Genomic DNA, 24,769 nt, shown 5'->3' on the forward strand with positions numbered 1-24,769 from the left:
GCTATTTAGAATAGTCTCCGTCCGCACCACTTTGGACTTCAGTAGCTAGCGCCTCCAATCGGTAGCCCATACCGCGCACAGTATGAATCAGCTTTGCCTCATGCTCATCATCTATTTTTATGCGAAGACGCCTTATCGCCACATCAATCACATTGGTATCATTTTCAAAATTCATATCCCATACTTGAGAAGCAATGACTGAGCGAGGTAGCACCTCACCTCGGCGCTCTAATAAAAACTGTAATAATGAGAACTCTTTTGCCGTGAGCTTAATAGCCTTGTCTTTTCTATGCACAGTGCGCTTGGCAATGTCCATTTTAAGATCCGCTATTTGCATAATCGTACTTTGATAATCGGATTGATTGGCACGTCGTAATAAGCTTTTGATTCTAACGATCAATTCTGCAAACGCAAAAGGCTTGGTTAAATAATCATCGCCCCCAATTTCAATCCCTTTTATTTTGTCACTTAAGTCATCTTTTGCCGTTAAAAACAGCACGGGAGTACGCTTACCTGCCGCTCGGTAATTGCGCACCAGCTCAAAGCCACTAACATCAGGTAGCATGACATCCATCAGTATCACGCTAAACTCTTCCGTCATCAATGCGTGATAGCCATCTAAACCTGTTATGTGATGATCCACAATAAACCCAGCTTCCGTTAAGCCTTTTTTTATGTACTCGCCAAGCTTCAACTCATCTTCTACCAGCAGTACTTTCATGGTAATTCCTCAGTACGATTATAATTATTTAACGTTTTAACCCACACAGATGACAAAATTGACTGCTAGCTGACAAAGATGTCATCTGTTCGTAATCAGATTGTCAGTCTTCATTTGCTAATCTGTATGAATGAAACATAGTTGTTCATACCTAGCGACTATGAATTATTTTCACAGGTAATCAATTCAAATATCTAACAACTTACAAAAGAGGTTTTACATGAAAACATATGGTTCATTCAAAAAAGCAGTACTGCTATCGGCTTCTGTACTTATTGGTATTACTGCGGCTAATGCGCACACTACCGAGCTAAGTACTTCAGTCATCAATAACTGTGATGCGGTTACTGACTTTGCAAAAAACTTGGATCACAACGATGCTCAAGTTTCTAGTACGCAAATGAAGCGCTATAATGATGCACGAGTGGCTTGTGAGATCGAACACAAAGATCAGCATCTACAGTCTGAAAAGTATTTCGTAGATAAGTATGGACGTGATCGTGATTCTAATGCTGCCTCAATACTAAATGAATACAAGCAACATTAAAAACTAAAAACAGCAAGATGACAATATTGTAATCTTGCTGTCATCTCTCTGTCAGAATCAATGAAGTATGCTTTAAAATAACTTAACACCCCAAAGATTTTTTGACTTTATACCAAATCAAATAAGGATTTACCATGTCATTATTCAAATCAATGCCACTATCTAAATCAATCGTAGCCACTGCTATAGCCTTAGTTGTTTCAACGTCAGCTTTGGCACATGACCCAAAAATGCATGCGCAGAAAGATCAGATGAACTGCGAAAAGATGGAAAAACACATGGATATGATGGGAAAAATGGATCATAGCAAAATGGATATGAACGATCCTGCTATGAAAGCCATGATGACCAACATGAGCAAAATGAAAGCGATGTATCAAAAGCACTGTGTTACTAGTAAAAGTGACTCTTAGGCATTGATCTTATAGAAGTGGATCGTAGAAATTCAATATTATTGTTAGATGGTTTTGTCGAGCAGTAATTGGATATTAACAAAAATGGATTTTTAGGACAAACCTATGAAGTTTTTACTAGGAATACTGTTTACCGTCTTTGTCGCGATTGTGGGTATTTTTATTGTAGTGACTAGTGGTGTGATAAATATCGGCGCTGATCAAGCCCATAGTCCGCTAGTTTACAATTTTTTAGAGACTGCCCGCACGCGTTCAATAGCGAATGCTAGTAAGGACATTACGGTTCCCAACTTAGAAAAGACAGAAATGATCAGCTCGGGCGGTGCCGATTACAAAGATATGTGTGCAGGGTGTCACTTGTCTCCTGGGGTGGAAAGCACTGATTTTAGCGCCAGTTTATATCCTAAGCCGCCAAGTTTTACCAATGTTGACTTGGTTAAACGCTATAAGACCGATGCCGGTGCTCAGCAAGCTTTTTGGGCCATCAAACACGGCATTATGGCATCAGGTATGCCAGCATGGGGCGCTTCGCACGATGACGATAGAATGTGGGCAATGGTTGCTTTTATCAGATCGTTACCTGACTTAGATGAAAATCAGTACACCATGCTAACGACTAGGATAGACGATGATGTGTTGGACATGTCATTTGATGGTGAGATGGATATGTCTGGTGATGGATCCGGCATGCAACATTGATTATTCGTAAGAAATGCAGTACTCAAGAGTGCTGCCTTTTGCGATTTGAGTTTTAAGCTTTACCAATACCACTTTGGTCAGTGTTACGGCTTTAATTTTTATAAATTTGATCGTCAGATAAATGCTCAGGAGTGATTTTATGAGACGCTATACCAATATATTTTCTAGTGAACACAACCGGTTATCTGGTCGTGTTCTTTTAGTGATGATGACATCTTCACTATTATTAGCGGCTTGTAGTCAACCTAACGCTGCTGCTGACTCAACACCAGCGACTGAGCCAACTACCGCTACGCAAACCGCGCAAACAGAGCAACCAAAAGCGGAAATAATGCCTGTCAGTGCTCATTCAGACACCCAGCCAACTATCCTAAAAAATATCTCAGTCACCGTTTATAAAGATGCCAATTGTGGCTGCTGTAAAGAATGGGTCGGTTATGCCGAAGGTCATGGCCTAAATGCAACCGCACAGAACGTCGAAGATTTGTCCTTGTTTAAAGAGCGCTACAGCGTACCGCAGCAGATGCGCTCTTGTCATACCGCTGTCACTACTGACGGCTACGTATTTGAAGGTCATGTCCCTGCCAAATATATGGCACAGTTCCTAAAAAACCCACCAAGTGATGCGATCGGTCTTGCCGTACCTGGGATGCCAGTTGGTAGCCCTGGTATGGAATATCAAGATAAATTTATGCCGTATAAAGTGATGCAGCTTAACAAAGATGGCTCAACAGCCATTTATGCAACCATTGAGTCACCGCAGCAGCAATTATAGTTTGAGTGACGTTTAAATAGCTTATCCAGCTCTACTAATGGGCTGTCGAAGACATAAGCTTGACTGATAAATATATAGACTCAACTCCCATTTCATGGATTAAGTTAGGTAAATAATTATGAACAAGAATATGCTTAACCGCAGGCGTTTTTTGACAGGGTCCTCTACTCTATTAGGGGCATCCATGCTATCCACACTGCCATCTATTGCCAATAGTGCGCTCGGTAAAGGTCAACAAAACGTAGCCGTCAACAGTGATAAATCTGACCATATCGTACCTATCCTAACCGGTAATGAGTTTGACCTGTATGTCAGCAAAAAGCCCGTTACTGTCAATGGCAAGTCGAGTATGGCAACCCTCATCAATGACTCACTGCCAGCGCCAACGCTAAAGATGCAAGAAGGCGATACCGTGACCATCCGTGTCCATAACCAGATGAATGAGTCGACCTCTATTCACTGGCATGGCTTGCTCGTCCCATTTGAAATGGATGGTGTGCCAGGTATCAGCTTTGATGGTATTCCTGCGAACAGTACCTTTACCTATAAATTCAAACTGATTCAATCGGGTACGTATTGGTATCACTCCCATACTGGCTTTCAAGAGCAAACTGGAATGCGCGGCGCTATCGTCATTGAGCCTAAAGGCCGCGAACGCCATCCAGTCGCCGAAGATCACGTGATTTTATTGAGTGATTGGACACACCGCGATCCGCATAACTTGCTAAAGCTATTGAAGCAGCGTGCTGACTTTGATAACTACCACTTGCCAGATTTTAAAAAGCTGCTGTCTGATATTGCCGCAACAGATCTAGAAGCCGCTTATGACAAGCGCAAAATGTGGAATAAGATGCGCATGATGCCGACAGATTTCACCGATCTGTCTGGTGAAAAAACCTTTACCTACCTTATGAATGGTAAAACCACCGCAGCCAATTGGACACAGCTAGTGAAAGCGGGACAGCCCGTCAAACTGCGCTTTATCAATGGCTCAGCACAGACGATATTCGATGTGCGTATACCGGGTCTGAAAATGACCGTCGTCTCAACGGATGGCAATGATGTCGCGCCCGTTGCGATTGATGATTTCCGTATTGGGGTGGCTGAGACTTATGATGTCATCGTCACGCCGACCAAAGATGCACATACGATATTTGCCCAAAACATCGATCGTTCGGGCTATGTCGCGACCACGCTTGCGACCAAAAAAGGCGCTCGTGCTGCAATACCTGCTATGGATAAGATCGAGTGGCTGACCATGGCTGATATGATGGGTGCGATGGGTGATAAAGGCTACAAAGCAAAGCACGCCAAGACCGAGTATGACTTTAAATCTGATATGCGTGTCGACAGCCCACGTATGAACCTCGATGACCCCGGTATTAACCTGCGTGAGATTGATAGAAAGGTTTTAACTTATGACCAATTACGCTCCGTGGATGAGCAAGTATTGGCAGAGCAGCGCAAGCCTACTAGAGAGATCGAATTACATCTGACTGGCAATATGGAACGCTATATTTGGGCGTTAGATGGTGTGATGTTTAAGGATGCAACGCCTGTTAATATTAAACCTAACGAGCGCGTGCGCATCACCTTAGTCAATGACACCATGATGAACCATCCGATGCATTTGCATGGTATGTGGAGTGATTTGCGCACCCCATCTGGAGACTTTCAGGTACGTAAACATACGATTGTGGTGCAGCCAGCGCAAAAGATTAGCTTCGATGTGACGGGTGAAGTTGGACGATGGGCGTGGCATTGCCATCTGCTTTATCACATGGAAGCCGGTATGTTCAGAGAAGTTGCCGTCGTTTAACAAACCTTCGAATATGAGGCTTATTATGAAAGTATCTAAGAAAAATCTGCCATTCATTGGTTTGTCATCGCTAGTCTTGCTCACATCATCGTTTGCAACGGCTGCTGATATGTCTGGTATGGATCATAGCGGTATGGATATGTCAGGCGATATGTCTGGTATGGACCACAGTGGCATTGACATGTCAGGCGATATGTCTGATATGGATCACAGCGGCATGGATATGTCGGGCGATATGTCTGGTATGGATCACAGTGGCATGGACATGTCGGGCGATATGTCTGATATGGATCATAGCGGTATGAGTATGTCGGGCGACATGTCTGGTATGGATCACAGTGGCATGGACATGTCGGGCGATATGTCTGGTATGGATCACAGCGGTATGGATATGTCAGGCATGGATCACAGCGGTATGGATATGTCAGGCATGGATCACAGCGGCATGGATATGTCAGGCATGGATCACAGCGGTATGGATATGTCAGGCATGGATCACAGCGGCATGGATATGTCTGGGATGCAAGGCGGGCAGCCGCCAGCCGATGCTCGTAGTCCAGACTATTCAAATGGGGTTCCCTACGGGCAGTATGGTAAGCCAATGATGATGGGCAGCATGCCATTATGGGGAGTATCAGTAGACGACTTGGGCTATCAGTTTGATGAGGATCAAATCAACTTCGAGGCGACGGGTTGGTATGGTACTGACAGTAATCGTATCAGGCTACGCACGGAAGGTAGTGCTCAGACTAAAGATGATAAAGAAATCGATAGCTTGAGCTCGCTTGCTTATTGGAAACCACTGAGCATTTTCTGGAATGGTGAAGCTGGTGTCGCTTACGATACTGAAAACGATAACGCTGCCCTTATGGCAGGTATTGTCGGTACCGCGCCGTATTTTATCGAAACAGATGCGAGAGCCTATTTATATACCGATGGTCAACTTCGTCTTGATTTAGGCGCAGAGTACGAATGGCGTTTGGATCAGCATTGGGTGGTCATACCGGAGGTGGGACTGACTGCCTTTAGTAAAGATGACCATGATAATGGCATTACCAAGGGCTTTAATGAAATGGAAGCCGAGGTTAGGCTGACTTATGAGACGTTCAGTCGCCAGCTAGCCCCTTATGTGGGTGTGAGTTATGAGACAGCGCTTGGCAAGGCTCGTGGTCAACGACGTCAAGAAAATGAATCGGTTGATAGCAGTAGTTTGACTGCGGGGGTCAAATTCTGGTTCTAATATTATTAAAATAATAGGGGATATACTATGAATGCTTCAGATCAAAACACCATGGATCATCAACAGGGCATGAACCCTTATGTAAAGTTCACTCTGATGATTGTGACGTCTACGATTGTGATGTACATCATGATGTATTTCAATACTTATGAATGGGATCATATTTATTTTAGTGAAACCCGAGCTTATATGGCGCTATACATGGGTGCCGGTATGGCAGTCGTCATGTTGGCATTTATGACCACTATGTATAAGAAGACCAAGATTAACTTGATGATTTACGGTCTGAGCGTATTGATGTTTGCTGTCGGCATTTGGGGCGTGAGGTCGCAAGCAACGGTTAATCAAGTTGATTGGATGCAAGCCATGATACCGCATCACTCGATTGCCATTCTCACCAGTAGTCGTGCTGATATTGAAGATCCGCGTGTACAACAGCTTGCTGACGATATTATAAAAGCACAAGAGCGTGAAATCGCTGAGATGCAAGCGCTCATTCAAGAGCTTGAATGAAGCATAAAGGGTTTAAAAGGTAGGATTTAGAGGTTAGAAATTAGGTAGGAGTGTGTATTATGAAAACAGCCGTGGTTTATCGTATGGTCAAACCTGATCATGTTTGTCCATTTGGTTTAAAAGCACTCGATCTTTTAGAGCGTCATAGTTATCAGATCGAAGACAAGCATTTGACTAATGATACTGAAACTCAAGCGCTTAAAGATAAGTTTAATGTCAAAACTACACCACAGATTTTTATCGATGGCGAGCGCATAGGCGGGTATGACGATCTGCAAGCGTTTTTTGGCAAAGAGGTTTCTCAGAGTACTGAGGTCAGCTATACGCCAGTGATCGCAATATTCGCAACTACAGCACTCGCTAGTATTGCACTGACTTGGAGGTTTAGCAGCACATTATTTTCGGTACAAACTATCATCTGGTTTGTTGCCTTATCTATGATTGTACTCGCTATTCAAAAGTTGCAAGATTTAGAGAGTTTTACCAATCAATTTTTGGGATATGATTTGTTAGCACGTAAGGTGGTCCGTTACGCCTACGTTTATCCTTTCGCCGAGGCGTTTGTCGGTATCGCAATGTTGGCTAGTATTGCATGGCTTAATGTCATAGCGGCTATCGTGGCTATATTTATAGGTGGTATCAATGGCCTCTCAGTGTTTAAGGCCGTCTATATAGACAAGCGTGAGCTGAAATGTGCCTGTGTTGGTGGTAACTCAAATGTACCGCTTGGTTTTGTATCTTTGACCGAAAACATTATGATGGTCGGTATGGGAATATATATGCTGATTAGATTTTCAGGCGCATCATAGTTCTTACGGTGATTAAGCTTGGGCCTGACTCTAAAAATCTGTGAATAATTTAGAAAAATCAACTCACAATAGATAGTTTCTCATCTGTGATTAGCATCATATGCACAAAAAACCGTAGTAGCGGTGAGTATTGCCACTTGTTAGTCCGTTCCCTATGGTCTTGACTAGCAATACCGATATGGAGAGCATTTTTCGACTCATTAGATTGCTGCTTAATGTCTTGATAGTCAGTAGATGACATAGTTTTCATCAACAAATCTTCGTTGCTACTCACCAGCCAACGCTTCAAAGGCAGTAGTTTTTCAGCAATATCAATGAAACGCTGCAACTCCTTCTCATTTTCTTTTCTAAATGGTAGGTATGCTCGGCTATTAGACAGTCTTTCACGACATATCTCAATAAACCAAATCCAGTCAGCCCCTGAATTTTCTCGTAGACGATAGGCACTACTTAACAAAAACGATAGCAACCTTAAATCACTTTGGTATTGAATGTTCAGTGGACTCAGTACAGGGGTGTTTGAATCTGATAGCTTAACAAAGCGAGGTTTGCTGCGTTTGGTAGTGATGTTGGCAACCTCGCTCGCACGTTCTATTAGAACCTTTGCATCGTGAATAGAAATATTTGCCAACTGGGCTGCTTTACTTAAAGGCATCTTTTTATCATAGGTCTGTAATAGCAGTTGTACTCGGTTTAGACCATAACGACCAAACAGCTCATTATTGGCTTGCGTATTGGTACTCAAGAGAAAATGTTTATCACAGCTCTCGATCGTAAATTTCGGTGACTTGCGTTTGCCCTCTACGATATTTTTAAATAACAGCGTACGAATACTAGGTATGCTGACGCTACTATTATGGACAGTCGCATTATTCTCCTTAAGCTTTTTATTCGTAAAACCTGTTACGTTATACAGCGTCCGCTCTAGCAATGTTATATCTGCTTTACTAAGCGCGTAGGTCGCCATCAACGTGGCAAAATGGTTGTAATACTCAAAGCTACGCTCAGGCGATAAGTGCCCCATAATACCTGATAGAGCGTACCAGCGATCTTGTGCATCGATATGCTCGCCGAGTAGGCCTTCCTTTATACGCAGTATGTCGCTTTCATCATAATCGGTGAGGGCTTCTACGAGATCTGAATGTCCTACTAGCGCCAGAGATAGGTTACTCACTGCCGTATGCCTAAACCCATGAAAGGTATGCTCTGTAACATTATCATCTACCGAAATGTCTTTTAAGACTCGTTTGAGTAATTGTAAAGGAACATGGTCATCAATAGGACGTTGATCCGATGATAAGGTAAAGATAAATTTGTTTGAACTATCACCCATATTACTCTGCACAAAGTTAATAAAAAAATTCAGCTCATCAGGTTTGAGGAGGGCAAATAAGGGAACGCGGCGAATACTACTTTGAGTCTTGGTTGGACGATAGCTATTCGGCCTTATTACCACTGAGGGGGTAGCTGCCTTTAGACCTTCGATATCATTATACTTAAGCCCCAACAGCTCTTTTTTGCGCATCCCAGTACGATAGACTAAGATAAATAAAAGTGCGAACATCTCTCGCTCCAATATATCTACAGAACCCAGTATCTGTATGATAATGGCTTGGTACGCTTGCGGTGATATCAGCTCTGCACGTACACGCCGACCATTTTTGGTATGTTGGAAGTTCACGGAGGGTAGGTTGTATTTGCTCTTAGCAAAGTTGTGCATACTCTTCAATAAATTGGCAGAATATACAATGTCAGTATTATTACGTACGACAGCTTTATACTCTAAAATATCTTCATAGAGCTCTTCAAACTCTTCCTCTGACCAAATATCAAGCGGCTGCGCTGTTGTGAAATATAACCATTCATAGCCTATAGTTCTAATATATTTCAAAATAGTCACGTTGTTCGGTGGTCCTTCTCGGCTTAGCAGACTTAATACCCAATCTAATAAAATCTTTTCACTTAAGTCATCGTATTGTTTATAACGTTTTTGTACTCTTTCGATAAGGGTAGGTGGCTTTTTACTGGTTTTTTGATTTTTCTGTTTTTCATCCATTTTGAAGTCTTTAGTGAGATTTACAATCAAATCAGACTTTCTAACCTCTATATTTTTGGTAGAAATGTCAGTCTTTTCTTTTTGATTAGTAGAGTTTTTGCTGATAGACAGCGTTAAAATATGTTCTAGATTATAAGGTTCATTTGTATGTTGATATTTCTGATTCAGAAACCGATCAAAGTTCTGAGTACTCAGTCCTGCAGTGTTATGCATACCTCGCAGCACTCCAACTGAAGCATGATCAATATCAGAGCCATCGAGACCCTCCCAGTAATAACTGGCGTAACGTAAAAACTTTGAAAAGGGAAGTGGCTTAATACCCAAAGGCTTGATCACGTCAGACAAAACCATGGTCAAGTATTGTTTGATCTTATCTTCTGACAGCTTGGTAATGATATGTGTGGTCTCTGCTTGACTGCTGTTTCTATGGTAATGCATCAGCCAACACTGACTGACCATATCTACAACAATTTGCTTGGTGTTATAAAGCTGGTCACTTTCTTCTTCGCGCTCGTTACCAAAGCGCTTTTGCACAAAACGCGGCGAGACCATTATCCTGTCTTTGATGAATGGCTGATACTCTTTTGCAAGCAATGAGGTAAGCCACCCTTCAAGCATTTGAACCTCATTGATACCGCCATATACAATTCCTGAGAATATCAGCCAACCTATAATCTGATCTTGGCTGTAATCGGCTGTTTGCTCCCAATTATGCTCTACTGCGCGAACAATTTTGACCAGTACCTTACCGTTTTTAACCCAGCTTTTATTAGTAACTAATGGGTTGAACTTTATGGGCTGCGGCGCGATTATCTTGGGATAGTGATGCTCAGCAAGCATGTAACACTGATTTTGATAATCGATAAACTGACTAACGGTTTGCCATGCTTGTTTTAGTGTTTTGGTAGTTTTATAGGCTTGAGAAATTTTATTCTGAACAATCGCTTGAAACTTATCGAACCCTTCGCCCGATAAAGGCTTTCGCTTATTAGTAAAATTACGCTGAAACTGACCTAGCATTTGACTTTCTGGCAACCATAACTCATCAGTAAAACTTACAGGCCTCGGCATAGCTAAAAAGGTGCGATTATCTGGCCAAAGCATTTGCTTGTAATGTTTATTAAAAGATTGGACGAACCTAACGTTGCCAGGATATATCTCAAGTAGGAGTTCCCATTCGGTCTGTAAGTCGGCGAGTAGCTGTATCTCACGTGTTCTTGCTGTGTCACTGTCCTTGAGTATAGATGAGTAAGGCACGTAGCGCTTTTTCCTACCATCAAATTTTGCTAAACCATCAATAATTTTTGGCAGATGGATATTATCTATTAGCATGATCTACCCCTATATGTCTTCTCTGTATACGACTGAGTTTAGAATAGCTTTTTATTTCTACAAGGTTTAACCCTAAATACTCAGCCATCTGCTCAAATATAGGTGAAACACGTCTGATATCTGCTTTACTACTTGATGAGAAACGTCCCAGTACTTCTTGACGAGCTTTTTCATGACCAATAATGGTGTTGATGAGTGGAAGCTGAACGCCACGTTTCTCAAGCTGAGTACGTACGAAATGACGTGTCCAATAAGGGTTGGCATCAATAATATCTTTTGTCATATGATAGGCATCGCCTCGCTTGATATCTTTTAGATTATTTACACTTGCAGATAAGAGCTTCAACAGTGCTTCATCGTTACCTAAGCCGATTTTCTTGATAGTCTCACTGATTTTTTGGTTTGATGGATATCTAGTTTTATAGTCACTCAAATAGTCTCTATATTCTATTAGAAGGCGTACAACAGTAGGGCACAATGGAATTAGTCGATCAGTTTGCACTTTTTTAACGGGTTTATCATTGATAACAAGCCAGCCCATATCGAGATCGATATCGCACATTTTTCCAAGACCGTTATTTGGTCGCACGCCGGTTAAAAGGCAAAATACAAACCATACAAAGATACTGGTTCTATTAAAGTGCTTTTCATCGTTTGAACTTTGATCGGTCCAGTACCTCATCTCATTCAAGATGTCGCAAACTGTTTCAATCTTCAGCGCAAACGCTGAGCCCACCATATATTTGTGCCAAGGGGTGATATAAGTTAAGTCAAAGTCACTATGACTATTAAATACGCTCAGTGCTGATTTATAGTGTGTAAGAACTTCCTCACTGGTATGGCTGCTATAGTACATTGCTGGAGCGTGAGGCGCGGCCGTGCGGCAAATAATATCGGCGATATGTGCATGGCAATTTGGCGTATAGCGAGAGAGTACGACGTGTAATGCCGTTTCTATTCGATTGATTGAAAGGTAAGACAAACCAAGACTACTACGTAAGTCAGCGAGATAAGCTATAAAGTCCGCTTTCACAGGCAATTTGCAAGCAATCAGGTTATCAATTAGCCATAAAGGTAGTGGGATTTTGATGTCATCAGAGTGGTTTTCGTAATCTTGCTTCGTTAATGTCTGACTAACAGAGCGTTTAGTAATACCAAGGCTGTGTTTGATGTAAGCTCTTTTATCGTAGATACCAAAAATACTAGGATGACCGATATAACCTGATATGAGTAACGATTTAACTGGGAGACCAGTCAGCATTGAGAGCAATAGAATACCAGCGCAGACTTTATTCGTTTCTGCTTCTGGTAAAGATTTGGCATCTTGGTGTAGAGCGGCAAATAACGATTGGTAACCGACAAGAGGGAGCAGTCGTGTATTAGAATTGAGCGCAAGATTGCGCTGGGACATATAGTTTTGCTGCAGTGACAAATCAATAGTTTGTAGTGGTATAGACTGTTGTATGAGAGGGTCAGGATAGTTGTCGTAGCTAATATATGGTGCTCCATTGTGATCGACATACTCTTCGAAACTCGTCGTCAACCCTTCGTGAGTTTCGGTATGGGCGTCCAAAAATTCCAGATCTACAGCAGTAGTATTATGCTCGATATCATCCGGTGTACTGCTCCAGTTGTTATCGCTATGTGTACTACCCCAGTTATGAGTCAATGTATTGGGACCAGCCAAATATATCGGAGTATCATCGGATAATTTTATAGGCTTGATACTGTTGTTTTTTGGTGGTTTTTTACGCTTAGGTTTTGCTGCCTGTAAATTGTATGCGTGCTGGTAGGCAATTGTTATCTTATCTATTTGGCCAAGCTTAGCCTTTGCTATAGATTCTTCGTTTTTTGCTTTGACTGAGTCACTAATAGGGTTGTTAGTTAATGCTTCAAGCTCACTTTTTTTCTGCTCTAATAGATTATTGAGAAGGGTAGATATGTACTCCACACTTATGATCATCTGAGACAAGTCGGGTAGTTCACGCCAAATCCACGTTCGTCTTATAGAGCTTGAAAACTGAGCCTGCTTAAACTGCATTAATATATTATCAGTGTGCTTTTTTATACCATTCGGCATCAGCAGTACGCTGGTGTGCATTGCTATAGCTAGCCAAATCAGATTTCTTCTTAGAAAATCATGGGGGACTCTGTTTATAGGGTTCTGCATGAGAATGAGTAGCTGCATCATCAGCGGCTTTTGTGCCAGTGCTGATTTGCTAGTCTCCATATAGCGGCGAGCCACTGGTTCTGTTTGTAATATCTGTACGATACGCTCGAACAAATTTTGAACAGAGTCATCCGGATATACATAGCTATCATTTACGGCAATAACAATGGCAGATATGGCAGCTAAAACTTCTTCTGGATATGTAAATGTCTCATCATCGTTAAGTGTATTAACAATATCTGTCATTGCTTGAGTGCTAAGACACTCTAGCTGTTTATCAATACTTTCAGTATTTTCCATCATAAAACACTCTCAGAAGGACGTCTATGATAGGTTTGCTCATTGATGTTTATGAGTTGACAAAATGTAGTGATGGGAAAGGTATTCTTGTTAAATAATTCTTGATTGATACTCGTAGTTAAAATCTCGTTTAAGCAACTATAGATAAGTTTTATATCTAAGCTCTTTTTATACCGTGCGATGATGTCAATTAATTCATAAAAAGGTATGCCAAACACCAACTGATCTTCACTTATACTACCTATACTCACATCCTTTCTGGCTGTTTCCTGATCTATTTTAAACGGTTTTAAGAAGTGGAGTTCGAAATTATTGACCATCGACCATACTGTCTTTTCTTTAATAAATAATGTAGGTCTGAAGAAGACTCGGTTCTGCTCCATTTCTATATTATGGCTACTCATTGAAGGTCGAATATGATTAACGTAAATATCGAACAAACTAACGATATCTGGATGTATCGTCACTGTGTTTTTTTGAAGCTTAGCTATTGATATCCTATCCATATCTTCCTCAATTATTCAGTGTCTTGTAAATGAACTACTCTTTACATATACCTTTCAAATGACCTCCACTAATACTTTACGAGGACCAACTAATAATTGAAAGCCAATTTATGAGGTTTTAAGTCAAACACTTGAATTAAGCGACAGCTGATGACGCCTTGCTGCGCTCTGAGCTTTTGTAGACAAAGCTGATGACAACTCTGTTAATAGACCGAAAATCTCAATGTTAAGAATCTAAAAGGTGCTTATGATGAGATAAGAAAGCTAGGAGGTTTTACTAAACTGGTAAGAAAAGTGTGTTATGTGGCTTTGAGACAACATGTATCTTTGATTTTTGTGATGCTATTTGCCAGCTATCAAGTGATAGTGCGTGCTATTCATTAGTACTTATTGATAGAGCTTTATCGAAAAGAGCAGTTGTAGCTAAGACGTATGGTAAACGTCCATAGATACAGCACGAACGAAATATGACTAATACAACTGCTATAACAATGTGATGTGCGAACACCGACGGGCTAGCCACTGTTTAAATACAGCTATATATAAAATGATACATTATGTATCGAGTTAAAATCTAACAGAGATGTAAACAAATATCAACTGTTAAACTTAACAGTCATTAGAGAGTCTCAGTGGTTTACGCTGAAAAAGAAGACGGTACTATATTGAAGCGATCGTAGAGACAAATTCAATCTTTTGAGCAATTACAAACTTGCTTTGATAAACTAAAGGCCCAATATCCTCATGTAGATACGTTGTCAATGGGTATGAGTGGAGATGTTGAAGCTGCCATCAGTGCAGGTTCGATTATGGTGAGGATCGGCACAGACATTTTTGGAACGCGAACTTAAAAGGTAATAACAGACATATGTCATATAAAAAAATCGCATTTATAGGCACAGGCAACATGAGCTATGCCATTATTGGTGGCATGATAAAAAACGGTTTTAATGCAAACAACATCATTGCTACAAACCGCAACCAAGAAAAGCTTGCAAAGGTAGCAGACGATTTTAAGGTAAAAACCACCAGTGACAATAACGAAGCCCTACGCGATGCTGATGTTATTGTATTATCTGTTAAGCCTCAAATGATGGGCGATTTATGTAAATCGTTTCAAGAATCAGGCGTAGATTTTAGTGATAAATTATTTATATCGGTTGCCGCAGGTTTAACCGTTAAGCGTTTACGTGAAATGCTCGGCCAAGACGTTAAGATGGTGCGTTGCATGCCAAACACACCATCGCTACTAGGGCGTGGCGTGTCAGGTTTATTTGGTGCAAACGAAACAGCCGATGAACACGAGTTTGTACAACAAGTCTTTGAATGTACTGGTATTGCTGTATGGGTTGAGCAAGAGTCGCAAATAAACGATATTATTGCTGTGACTGGCTCATCGCCAGCTTACTTTTTCTTATTTATGGAAGCCATTGAAGAAAAAGCGAAAGCACTTGGTTTTAACGATGAAGATGCCCGTCGCTTAGTACAACAAACAGCACTTGGCGCTACCGAAATGGCACTTAGCCAGCCTGATATTAGTATTTCGCAATTACGCTCAAACGTAACAACTAAAGGCGGTCCTACTCACGAAGCTGTTGAGCACTTAAAAGATGAAGGCTTAACTAAAACCGTTGGCGATGCTATGGATGCGTGTATTGCACGTGCGGAGCAAATGGAAAAAGAACTTTAAAATTATACTGTATGCATCAGATAATGCTTCTTATAAACAGAATTTAGTCTGGTTATTATTAAATAACACTTTCTAGAGTCTTCTCAGTATTTGATATTTAGACGGTGAAATATCGTCATGAATGTCGAATAAATAAAAGTAGCTTATGTCATCGCGTAAAGGGTCACTGATAGCTAACCATTTCGTAGATAGAGTATTAGAGTTAATGCCTAGTATTTTCAGTGCCGCCGCTTTGATAAAGTCTAATAATTAAAAGCCCATCATTTTAAGATATCGACTATATACCCTTATATCATTACCTCACTATAACAACCAGCAATTTTCCAGCGCGTTAAGGAATAATAAATGCCTGCCAGTACCACTAATAATATTAGCAAAATCAATCAAGACGACATCAATAAAGCAGTATGGAATGCCTGTGACACGTTTCGCGGGGTCATCAGCGCCGATACCTATAAAGACTTTATCTTAACCATGCTGTTCCTAAAGTACCTATCTGATGTATATCGCGATGAGTACAACAAACTGGTTGAGCAGTTTGGCGACAACCCTGAGCTGATCCACGCGATGATGTCCAAGCAGCGTTTTGTGTTGCCTGAAGGCGCAAGCTTCTGGGACTTGTACGAGCAGCGTCATCAGCCGGGTAATGGTCAACGTATTGACGAGGCGCTACACGCTATCGAAGAAGCCAACGGCACCAAGCTCAAAAACGTCTTCCAAGACATTAGCTTCAACACTGATAAACTTGGTCAAGAAAAGCAAAAGAATGAGCTACTACGCCATTTGTTAGAAGATTTTGGCAAAGACATCCTTAATTTAAGCGCTGAGCGTGTCGGTAGCTTGGACGTAATTGGTAATGCTTACGAGTATTTGATCAAGCATTTTGCTGCCAGTAGTGGGGCGACAGCTGGTGAGTTCTATACACCGCCTGAAGTATCGAATTTGTTAGCGACTATCCTTGAGCCTGTCGAAGGCGATGAAATCTGTGATCCAGCCTGTGGTTCAGGGTCGCTCCTCATTAAATGTGGGGCGATGGTACGCAAAAACTCAAATTCTAAGAAGTATGCGCTATACGGTCAAGAAGCCATTGGCTCGACATGGGCACTGGCCAAGATGAATATGTTCCTCCACGGTGAGGACAACCACCGTATCGAGTGGGGCGATACCATCCGTAATCCGCTGCTACTCGATAAGGACGGCAAGCACTTATTACAGTTCGATGTGGTGACCGCCAATCCGCCGTTTTCACTGGATAAATGGGGTCATGAAGATGCCAGTAGCGATCCCTATGGTCGCTTCCATCGCGGTGTACCGCCCAAGACTAAGGGCGACTATGCGTTTATCAGTCATATGATCGAAACGCTTAAACCAAGCACTGGTCGCATGGGTGTGGTCGTGCCACATGGCGTGCTGTTCCGTGCGTCAAGTGAAGGTAAAATCCGTCAACAACTTATTGAAGAAAACTTACTTGATACGGTGATTGGCTTGCCAGAAAAACTGTTCTTTGGGACGGGTATTCCAGCGGCTATTTTGCTGTTTAAGAAGAACAAAAATGATGACACGGTGTTATTTATCGATGCCAGCAATGAGTTTAAATCAGGTAAGAACCAAAACCAGCTGACTGAAGACAATATTGCTAAAGTCATTGAGACCTATAAAGCGCGGGAAAGCGTCGATAAATACGCGTATCTAGCCACCTTTGATGAAATTAAAGAAAACGACTTTAACCTAAACATTCCGCGCTATGTCGATACCTTTGAGGAAGAGGCAGAGATTGATCTGGACGCGGTACGTGCTGAGCGTCTTGAGTTAAAAGCTGAATTGGATACGCTAGAAGCTGAGATGGCAGGGTTTTTAAAGGAGTTGGGTTATGGTGCCTAAGGGATGGGAGCGTAAGCCTATAAAGGAACTTTGCGAGTCTATAATTGATTGTGTTAATAAAACTGCCAAGCATGTGGACTATATAACTCCTTATAAGATGATAAGGACTACTAATGTTCGGCACGGTAAAGTTGATACAGAAAATGTGCGCTATGTAGATGAAGACGTTTATCAACAGTGGATTCGTAGAGGTGCGCCACAAGACGGAGATATTATCTTTACCCGTGAAGCACCTGTTGGTGAGGCTGGCATATTAGAAAATAGCGGAGGGATTTTTTTAGGTCAACGTACAATGATGTATAGAGTAAATCCTAAAGTCGCTAACAACAGGTTTGTTTTCTACTCATTAATGAGTGGGTATTGCCAAAAGCAAATAGAAGATCTCAGCAATGGTGGAACAGTTGCTCATATGAGGGTTCCAGACTGTGGAGAAATAATAATAAACTCTCCACCTTTCCCAGAACAACAAAAAATCGCCAAAATTCTATCCACGTGGGATAAAGCGATTGGCGCGACTGAGCGTTTGATTGAGAATAGTACCCAGCAGAAAAAAGCGTTGATGCAGCAATTGCTGACGGGTAAAAAGCGTTTGCTTGATGAGTCGGGGAAAAGGTTTGAGAGTGAATGGAAGGAAAGAGCAGTTTCAAGCTTGGGCAAGATTTATTCAGGAGGTACGCCTAGTACATCCAATACTGAATATTGGGATGGTGATATAAACTGGATTACACCCACTGATATTACCAAACAAGATAGTCGTTATATAAACTCTAGTCTAAGAAAAATCACGCTAGAAGGGCTAAAAAATAGCTCAGCTAAACTAGTGCCAGCAGGTTCGTTGCTTATTTGTACCCGTGCAACAATTGGTGCAATGGCAATTACTTCTCATGAGATGTGTACGAACCAAGGCTTTAAAAATATCGTTCCTAATAGCAAAACCAATATTGAGTTTGTGTATTACCTCCTAACGTATAACAAACACAGAATGATAAGCAAAGCGAGTGGCTCAACCTTCTTAGAGCTTTCAAAAACTTCATTCGAAAGTATGAAATTTAGAATGCCACCTCTCAAAGAACAACAAAAAATCGCCACCGTGTTAACCAATGCTGATAAAGAGATTGAACTGCTTGAGCAGCAATTGGCTGATTTACAGCAAGAGAAGAAGGCGCTCATGCAGGTGTTGTTGACGGGTAAGAAAAGGGTGGTGGTTGATGAATGCTAAAAATACAGGAAAAGTATCGCCTTCGATTATCTCGGAAAGCTTAGAAAAATCTATGTATTTAGGACTGAATGGTATTCCATTAGAAACCATGCCAACTGATCATACTAACTTCCTGTTCCATAATCCCACAGGTTATTGGTCATTTCCAAATCAAACCATTATTAATTCTCTAGAGTCTCAGTATTTACTGCTATATGAGCTAGTCGTAACAAAGTTGTGGGGTAGTTCTCAAGCGTATGTGGATGCAGAAGGCTCAATTAATGCGGATTGGAAAGATATGCTTACTGATACAGGTCTTAACGCTGAAAGTACACTAAGTAAAAGCGACTTTGACAAAATATTAGGAAAGATAACTGATGCCGATGATAAGAAATTTTTACATAAATATCTTTATACCATAGATGTTTTTAGCTTAATTTCTAATATTCAAGAATTATCCAAAGAACTAATTTATTTGAGCGGGGATTTTTATTACATTCTAAACTTTGAATCAGAGTTTTCAGGCTTACCTAATAGCAATAAGCAGAATTTTAGGACTACCAAGTCTCCCGTAGCTAATAAGCTAATTGGTTTAATGGCATTGATTTACATAAGACTTCATAGCTTGCTAGATTATTATACGAAGCTTGCATACGAGATTGAGAAAATCAAAACTAGCTTTGAGAAATATCCTAAATTAGCATCAAATAATAAACTTTACAGTGATAAGAAAAAGCTTAAGATTAACGAAAGCATAGGAACTCTTTTTGAAAAGGATGCTTTTATTAATGCGATAGAGTCTTATCGCAACGAGTTAATTCACAACAGTTTATTAGATGATACTCCAAGAATATATGAAAAATATGAAAATTATGAGTTAGTTGAGCGATATATTCTTCTGCCTGACACAGATAAAAACGGTAGGATAGAAGGTTATGTTAATCGAAAGTTCTTTTATTCTCAGGAAGTGAAGTTTAATCTAATTTTACCAGACATACTTCGAACTTTCCAAGCAAGACAGCTTAAAACTTTAGAGGTATTATCGCAAAGTGCGTAGCCGTAGGGAACGTTTCATAAACCTATAAATCACTATAGAAAACTGATTATAAGAAGATATAGCCTCATGTTGAAAAAAGCTTTAGTGCTATTTTCCATACTACCTGTGACGGCGATGGCTGCTCCTGTAATGGAAGGTGTCTATGTTAGCGGTACGAATAAACGAATACATCTAAGCAGTTTTGAATATGAGGGCGCTAAACACTACGAGCTGTTTCTCGCCAATATGATTGGCGACTCTAGCTTTGTCACTGCTAGTAAAGCCAAGCCCATTCAAGACAATAGCACTGTTGTTTTTACGGTACCGGAGAGTGGTTATCTAGACTATCAGTCTAACTTAGGTTGCCAAGTTGAAGCGAGATTTTCACCCAATGAAATTCAGTTAAAGAACTTAAGCAATTGCACTTCTACTGAAAGGGCATTTAATGGCTCTTACGTCTATTCCCAGCAATCCAGTGTTGTTCCTAAAAAGTACCAAGGCGCTTGGGGAGACTGCGATCTCCCTAAAAAAATTCGTGAGCCAGCATTTTTGAGTGCAAATAGAGGCTCTTCAAATGGTGTTCAACGATTCGACGTTATCAAAGTAGACCCCATATCTTCAACCGAATTGAATGTCATGGGTGCCTTTTATTATGAAGCAGATCCTGTCGTATCCACGATAAATTATAAATATCTACCAGATAAAAGTGTACGCATTAAAGCTGATTGGAACGATGCTTCATTAACTTATAAAAAGTGTCGTGACTAGTTTCACACTTATTACGCAATAATGATAAGAATACTAATATGACCAACCACAGCATCAATTTCGCTGAAGAATTCAGCTCAAAGATTCCTGCCTTAACCTTACTTACTACACTCGGCTATGAGTTTATTCCGCCAAGCCAATGCAACGCCATGCGTAGCAATAAGCTAATAGCTAATCAGGCTAACGCTAACAAAGCCACTAACCAAGTGGTGTTATTGCCTATCATGCGAGCGTTCTTAGCTAAGCAAACCTTTATGTTTGAAGGCACGCAGCATCATTTATCCGACAGTGCCATTGATAAGATCATGCATGAGCTAAACCCAGCTATGAACTTAGGCTTGCAGCTCGCCAATGAAAAGCTCTATAACGCCATGCTATATGGCGTGACCGTGACCGAATTTATCGATGGTAAAAAAACCTCGCAAACCATCAATCTGATAGATTGGAATCATATCGATAATAATAGCTTTCACTTTACCGAAGAGCTGGTAGTACAGAATGCTGAAGGGACAGGTAATATCATTCCTGATATCGTCTGCTTCGTAAATGGTCTACCGTTGGCAGTGATTGAAGCCAAACGTCCTGACTCGAGTAGAGAGTGGCAATCAACCAACACGCAAGCCGTCTCCCAGCATATTCGCAATCAAAAGCCAAAAGAAATCCCGCATCTGTTTGCCTACAGCCAGTTATTGCTCGCGGTCAATGGTAATGACGGTTTATACGGGACTTGCAAAACGCCTGAGAAGTTTTGGGCAAAATGGGTCGAAGAAGACATACAAGAGGCTGAGTTTAATCGTCTAAAAAACCAAAGGCTCAGTGATGAGCAGCTTAGTCGTCTATTTGATCATCGTCCTGCCTCTGCTAAAAAAGAATACTTATCACTGATTAATGCTGGTGATTTAGTGATCACCGATCAAGACCGCTTAATCATTAGCTTATTGCAACCTGAGCGTTTGCTTGAGATGACGCGCATGTTTACCTTGTTTGATAAAAAGGCGGGGAAAATTGTTGCCCGTTATCAGCAAGTATTTGGTATCAAAGCCTTGATTGAACGTATCAGTACCTTTGATGAAAGGGGTAGTCGTGAGGGCGGTGTGATTTGGCATACCACAGGTAGTGGTAAATCCTTTACGATGGTGTTTTTCTCTAAAGCACTTATTTGGTTAGAGGAGCTCGCTAAGTGTCGCATTATTGTCGTCACGGATCGTGTTGATCTTGAAACCCAGTTGAGCAATACCTTTAAGTCGGGTGGTGTAATAACTAGTAAACGTGATAGTCGTGACGCCATGGCAACTTCTGGTCGCCGTCTGGCGCAGCAAATCGGTCATGGTAACGAACGCGTTATTTTCTCCATTATTAATAAGTTTGGTTCAGCCGTTAAGTATGATGAATGTTATAACGACAGCCCAAACATCATCGTCATGGTCGATGAAGGTCACCGTAGCCAAAACGGTGAGAATAATATCCGTATGGCGCAAGCCCTGCCAAACGCTGCCTTTATTGCCTTTACGGGTACGCCACTGCTCAAGGATGACAAGACTGAGAATAAATTTGGTAGGATCATTCACTCTTATACCATGCAGCAAGCGGTCAAAGACAAAACGGTCACGCCACTCTTATACGAAGAGCGTATCCCTGAATTGAATACCAATGATCAAGCCATTGATGCATGGTTTGACCGTATCACCCAAAAGCTCACCGATGATCAAAAGACTGATCTCAAGCGTAAGTTCTCACAAAAAGGTCAAATCTATCAGGTTGAAGGTCGTATTGAGCTGATCGCTCATGACATCTCTGATCACTTCCAAAACTTTAAACAGCAGCACCTTAAAGGTCAACTGGCCTGTGACTCTAAAGCCTCAGCTATCCGCTATAAGATGGCCTTAGACAAGATTGGCAAAGTGACCTCAGTGGTTGCCATGTCGCCACCTGATACCCGTGAGGGGCATGACACTGTTGATGGTGAATCAAAAGACATCGTACAAAACTGGTGGCAAGATAATGTCGCCAATCAATATGGTGGTGATGAAAAAGCCTATACCAAAGCTATCATAGAAGCCTTTAGTCAGGATGATGGTCCTGACATTATGATTGTCGTTGATAAGCTACTAACGGGCTTTGATGAACCAAAAAATACCGTACTGTATATTGATAAGCCTTTAAAACAGCATAACCTGATTCAGGCGATTGCTCGCGTTAACCGCTTGCATGAGAAAAAGCGTTTTGGTTATCTGATTGATTATCGTGGCATCTTAAAAGAGCTGGATATCACCATTGAGAAATATCAAGACTTAGCAGAACGTACGCAAGGTGGCTTTGATATCGAAGATCTTAAGGGTCTGTATAACGCGATGGATACCGAGTATAAGCAGCTACCAAGACTGCATAGTGATTTATGGGCTATCTTCTCATCAGTGAAGAACAAACAGGATGGTCAAGCGTTAAGACAAGTACTTGCACCAAAAATGCAGGAAATAGAAGGTAGGGTAGTCGATACCAAGCTCAAAGAACGTGACGACTTTTATGCAGCTTTGACTACGTTTTCTAATGCTATGAAAATTGCGTTGCAATCAGCGTCTTTCTTTGAAGACAAATCATTCGATAGTAAACGTGATCGCTACAAAGCCGATCTAAAAGCCTTTATCAATCTACGTAAGCAAGTACGCGAAGATGCTGATGAAACCATTGATTACGATGAGTATGAAGCGGACATTCGTAGCTTACTTGATAAGCATATCGCAGGGCTTGAAGTTCGTGAGGCAAAAGGTGCTTACTTGGTTGGTAACTTAGGTAAGGATGTTAAGCCTGAAGAATTAAGCGATGATGAAGCGCGCAACCAAACCGATAAAATCACTGGTCGTGTCACCAAGATGATTGAACAAGATTTGGCTGATGACCCTTATGCCCAAGAGTATTTTTCTAAATTGCTCAAGCAAGCTATTGCGGATGCCAAGGCAATGTTCGATGCACCCGTGAAGCAGTACATGATGTTTGCTGATTTTGAGCAAGCTGTCAAAGACCGCGATGTCGCTGATGTACCGAATGCGTTTATCGATGATAGTGGTAAATTGAACAAACATGCTCAGGCGTACTTTGGTTTGTTTAAACACTTATTTGATATTGATTTCTTAGCGGATAAAGAGCTAGATAATGACAAGCTGGTCGCTTACGCCTTTGAGATTGATAGTATCGTTAAGACAGCAGTTGCTGAGTATTCTATTAACCCAGCAGAGATCGAAAATGCTATTAGTGTCAAATTGCTACCGATGTTATTTATGGATTTGGGTATCGACAAAGCGCAACAGCTCATCGAGGAAGTGCTAAAGATTACCCGTCTTGGACTTTCAAGAGACAAGTAGCCTAAGAGCAGCAAGAGGGTAGTAGGTAATGACTGAGAATGGCGTATTTTATTATGGTCAATATAAGATTGACTATGAAGTCGTGCGTAAAGAAGTAACTTATAAAGAGAAGATAAAGAAACCTGAAAGCGACAAGCTGATTGCTAAAAAGACCAAGCCTCGAAAAGTGGTTATCAAAGTACATCCTGATCAGCGTGTGGTTGCCACCGCACCTGTCGATGCCAGCGAAGAAGCAATCCATGATGCGGTGATGAAGCGTGCTCGCTGGATATGGCAAAGCCTACAGGACTTTGCCAAGCAACAAGATCATGTATTGCCCAAGCGCTATGTCAGCGGTGAGACCCAGTTTTATCTAGGCCGTCGTTATGTGTTAAAAGTGATAGCCGATGCAGCTGCTGATGAGATACACAGAAGGGTGAAGCTTAGTCGCGGTAAGCTGAATGTAGAATTATCTCAAAGTGATTCTGAGTTGGACGCTGAAAAACGAGCTGTCTTAGTTAAACGTCTTATTGATGAATGGTATAAAAATAAATTTAGGTCGATCTCTAGAGAGAGGCTTGAAGCCTTGATATATAAGGCTTCATGGGTTAAAAATAGTCCTTCAATAAAATTAATGACTATGAAAAAGCAGTGGGGAAGCTGCTCAACTAAAGGCAATTTAATACTCAATCCGCATTTAGCAAAAGCACCAAAGGAATGCATTGATTACGTGATACTGCATGAGCTGTGTCATATTGCAGAGCATAATCACAGTGAGCGTTTTTGGCGCTTATTAACGCAGGTGATGCCGAACTGGAAAGAGGTAAAAGCCAAACTTGATGGGATGGCTGAGCTTTATTTGAATGAGTAAATCATAATACCTTTATCGCAATTAACATAAAAACCACCTTCAAAAAGTAGCTAGCTATTAACTAAAACAACCCGCATCAGGCGGGTT

At 41.2% G+C, this 24,769-nt stretch carries 18 protein-coding genes; 15 read left to right on the top strand and 3 right to left on the bottom strand.

The features are described from left to right. Position 1: 1 nt before the first annotated feature. Positions 2–721, bottom strand: a complete 720-nt coding sequence (locus AC5JPO_RS12495; protein WP_413190034.1) for a heavy metal response regulator transcription factor — start codon at positions 719–721, stop codon at positions 2–4. Between the two features lie 220 nt (positions 722–941). Between AC5JPO_RS12495 and AC5JPO_RS12500 the strand changes: the two genes are divergently transcribed. The 8 genes from AC5JPO_RS12500 (at position 942) to AC5JPO_RS12535 (ending at position 7,536) form a co-directional block, all read left to right on the top strand. Continuing rightward, entirely contained in the window at positions 942–1,268 is a 327-nt protein-coding gene (locus AC5JPO_RS12500) for a hypothetical protein (RefSeq protein ID WP_189585232.1), read from the top strand. 134 nt (positions 1,269–1,402) lie between these two features. Next, positions 1,403–1,681 (top strand): hypothetical protein, encoded by a 279-nt coding sequence (locus tag AC5JPO_RS12505; RefSeq protein ID WP_201588556.1) that lies wholly within the window; start codon positions 1,403–1,405, stop codon positions 1,679–1,681. 105 nt (positions 1,682–1,786) lie between these two features. Then, entirely contained in the window at positions 1,787–2,380 is a 594-nt protein-coding gene (locus AC5JPO_RS12510; RefSeq protein WP_371532719.1) for a c-type cytochrome, read from the top strand. Positions 2,381–2,519: 139 nt separating this feature from the next. After that, entirely contained in the window at positions 2,520–3,155 is a 636-nt protein-coding gene (locus AC5JPO_RS12515) for a DUF411 domain-containing protein (RefSeq protein ID WP_371532718.1), read from the top strand. A gap of 118 nt (positions 3,156–3,273) precedes the next feature. Then, positions 3,274–4,974 (top strand): copper resistance system multicopper oxidase, encoded by a 1,701-nt coding sequence (locus tag AC5JPO_RS12520; protein ID WP_493853540.1) that lies wholly within the window; start codon positions 3,274–3,276, stop codon positions 4,972–4,974. A 25-nt stretch (positions 4,975–4,999) separates the two neighbouring features. Then, on the top strand, positions 5,000–6,214 hold the full coding sequence (locus tag AC5JPO_RS12525) for a copper resistance protein B (protein WP_493853992.1): 1,215 nt from the start codon (positions 5,000–5,002) through the stop codon (positions 6,212–6,214). A 27-nt stretch (positions 6,215–6,241) separates the two neighbouring features. Next, a complete protein-coding gene (locus AC5JPO_RS12530; protein ID WP_493853993.1) occupies positions 6,242–6,727 on the top strand; it encodes a DUF305 domain-containing protein in 486 nt (161 codons plus the stop codon). Positions 6,728–6,786: 59 nt separating this feature from the next. Continuing rightward, entirely contained in the window at positions 6,787–7,536 is a 750-nt protein-coding gene (locus tag AC5JPO_RS12535) for a MauE/DoxX family redox-associated membrane protein (protein WP_443527275.1), read from the top strand. A gap of 58 nt (positions 7,537–7,594) precedes the next feature. On the opposite strand, the gene AC5JPO_RS12540 is transcribed toward AC5JPO_RS12535, so the two are convergent. Together AC5JPO_RS12540 and AC5JPO_RS12545 are read right to left on the bottom strand one after the other, a co-directional pair. Beyond that, positions 7,595–10,924 carry a tyrosine-type recombinase/integrase gene (locus AC5JPO_RS12540; RefSeq protein WP_493853994.1) on the bottom strand — a complete coding sequence of 1,110 codons (3,330 nt, stop codon included), beginning with the start codon at positions 10,922–10,924 and terminating at the stop codon, positions 7,595–7,597. Beyond that, positions 10,911–13,397 (bottom strand): site-specific integrase, encoded by a 2,487-nt coding sequence (locus AC5JPO_RS12545; RefSeq protein WP_493853995.1) that lies wholly within the window; start codon positions 13,395–13,397, stop codon positions 10,911–10,913. The genes AC5JPO_RS12540 and AC5JPO_RS12545 overlap by 14 nt, the downstream gene beginning before the upstream one ends. A gap of 1,371 nt (positions 13,398–14,768) precedes the next feature. Between AC5JPO_RS12545 and proC the strand changes: the two genes are divergently transcribed. The 7 genes from proC to AC5JPO_RS12580 all read left to right on the top strand — a co-directional run bounded on the left by proC (position 14,769) and on the right by AC5JPO_RS12580 (position 24,682). Beyond that, positions 14,769–15,590, top strand: a complete 822-nt coding sequence (gene proC, locus AC5JPO_RS12550; protein ID WP_493853996.1) for a pyrroline-5-carboxylate reductase — start codon at positions 14,769–14,771, stop codon at positions 15,588–15,590. A 345-nt stretch (positions 15,591–15,935) separates the two neighbouring features. Then, positions 15,936–17,471: a type I restriction-modification system subunit M gene (locus tag AC5JPO_RS12555; RefSeq protein WP_443527280.1), complete on the top strand. Its 1,536-nt coding sequence runs from the start codon at positions 15,936–15,938 to the stop codon at positions 17,469–17,471. Beyond that, positions 17,461–18,690: a restriction endonuclease subunit S gene (locus AC5JPO_RS12560; protein WP_443527281.1), complete on the top strand. Its 1,230-nt coding sequence runs from the start codon at positions 17,461–17,463 to the stop codon at positions 18,688–18,690. Before AC5JPO_RS12555 ends, AC5JPO_RS12560 begins: the two co-directional genes overlap by 11 nt. Further along, entirely contained in the window at positions 18,680–19,726 is a 1,047-nt protein-coding gene (locus AC5JPO_RS12565; protein ID WP_443527282.1) for a hypothetical protein, read from the top strand. Before AC5JPO_RS12560 ends, AC5JPO_RS12565 begins: the two co-directional genes overlap by 11 nt. Positions 19,727–19,792: 66 nt before the next feature. Continuing rightward, a complete protein-coding gene (locus AC5JPO_RS12570) occupies positions 19,793–20,473 on the top strand; it encodes a hypothetical protein (RefSeq protein ID WP_427609273.1) in 681 nt (226 codons plus the stop codon). Positions 20,474–20,511: 38 nt separating this feature from the next. Next, positions 20,512–23,832, top strand: coding sequence for a type I restriction endonuclease subunit R (locus AC5JPO_RS12575; protein ID WP_443527283.1), 3,321 nt, complete (start codon positions 20,512–20,514; stop codon positions 23,830–23,832). Positions 23,833–23,860: 28 nt separating this feature from the next. Further along, the gene (locus tag AC5JPO_RS12580) at positions 23,861–24,682 is read left to right on the top strand and encodes a M48 family metallopeptidase (protein WP_493853997.1); all 822 of its coding nucleotides are present in this window, start codon (positions 23,861–23,863) and stop codon (positions 24,680–24,682) included. Positions 24,683–24,769 lie beyond the last annotated feature (87 nt).

Source organism: Psychrobacter sp. H25, from assembly GCF_059076335.1.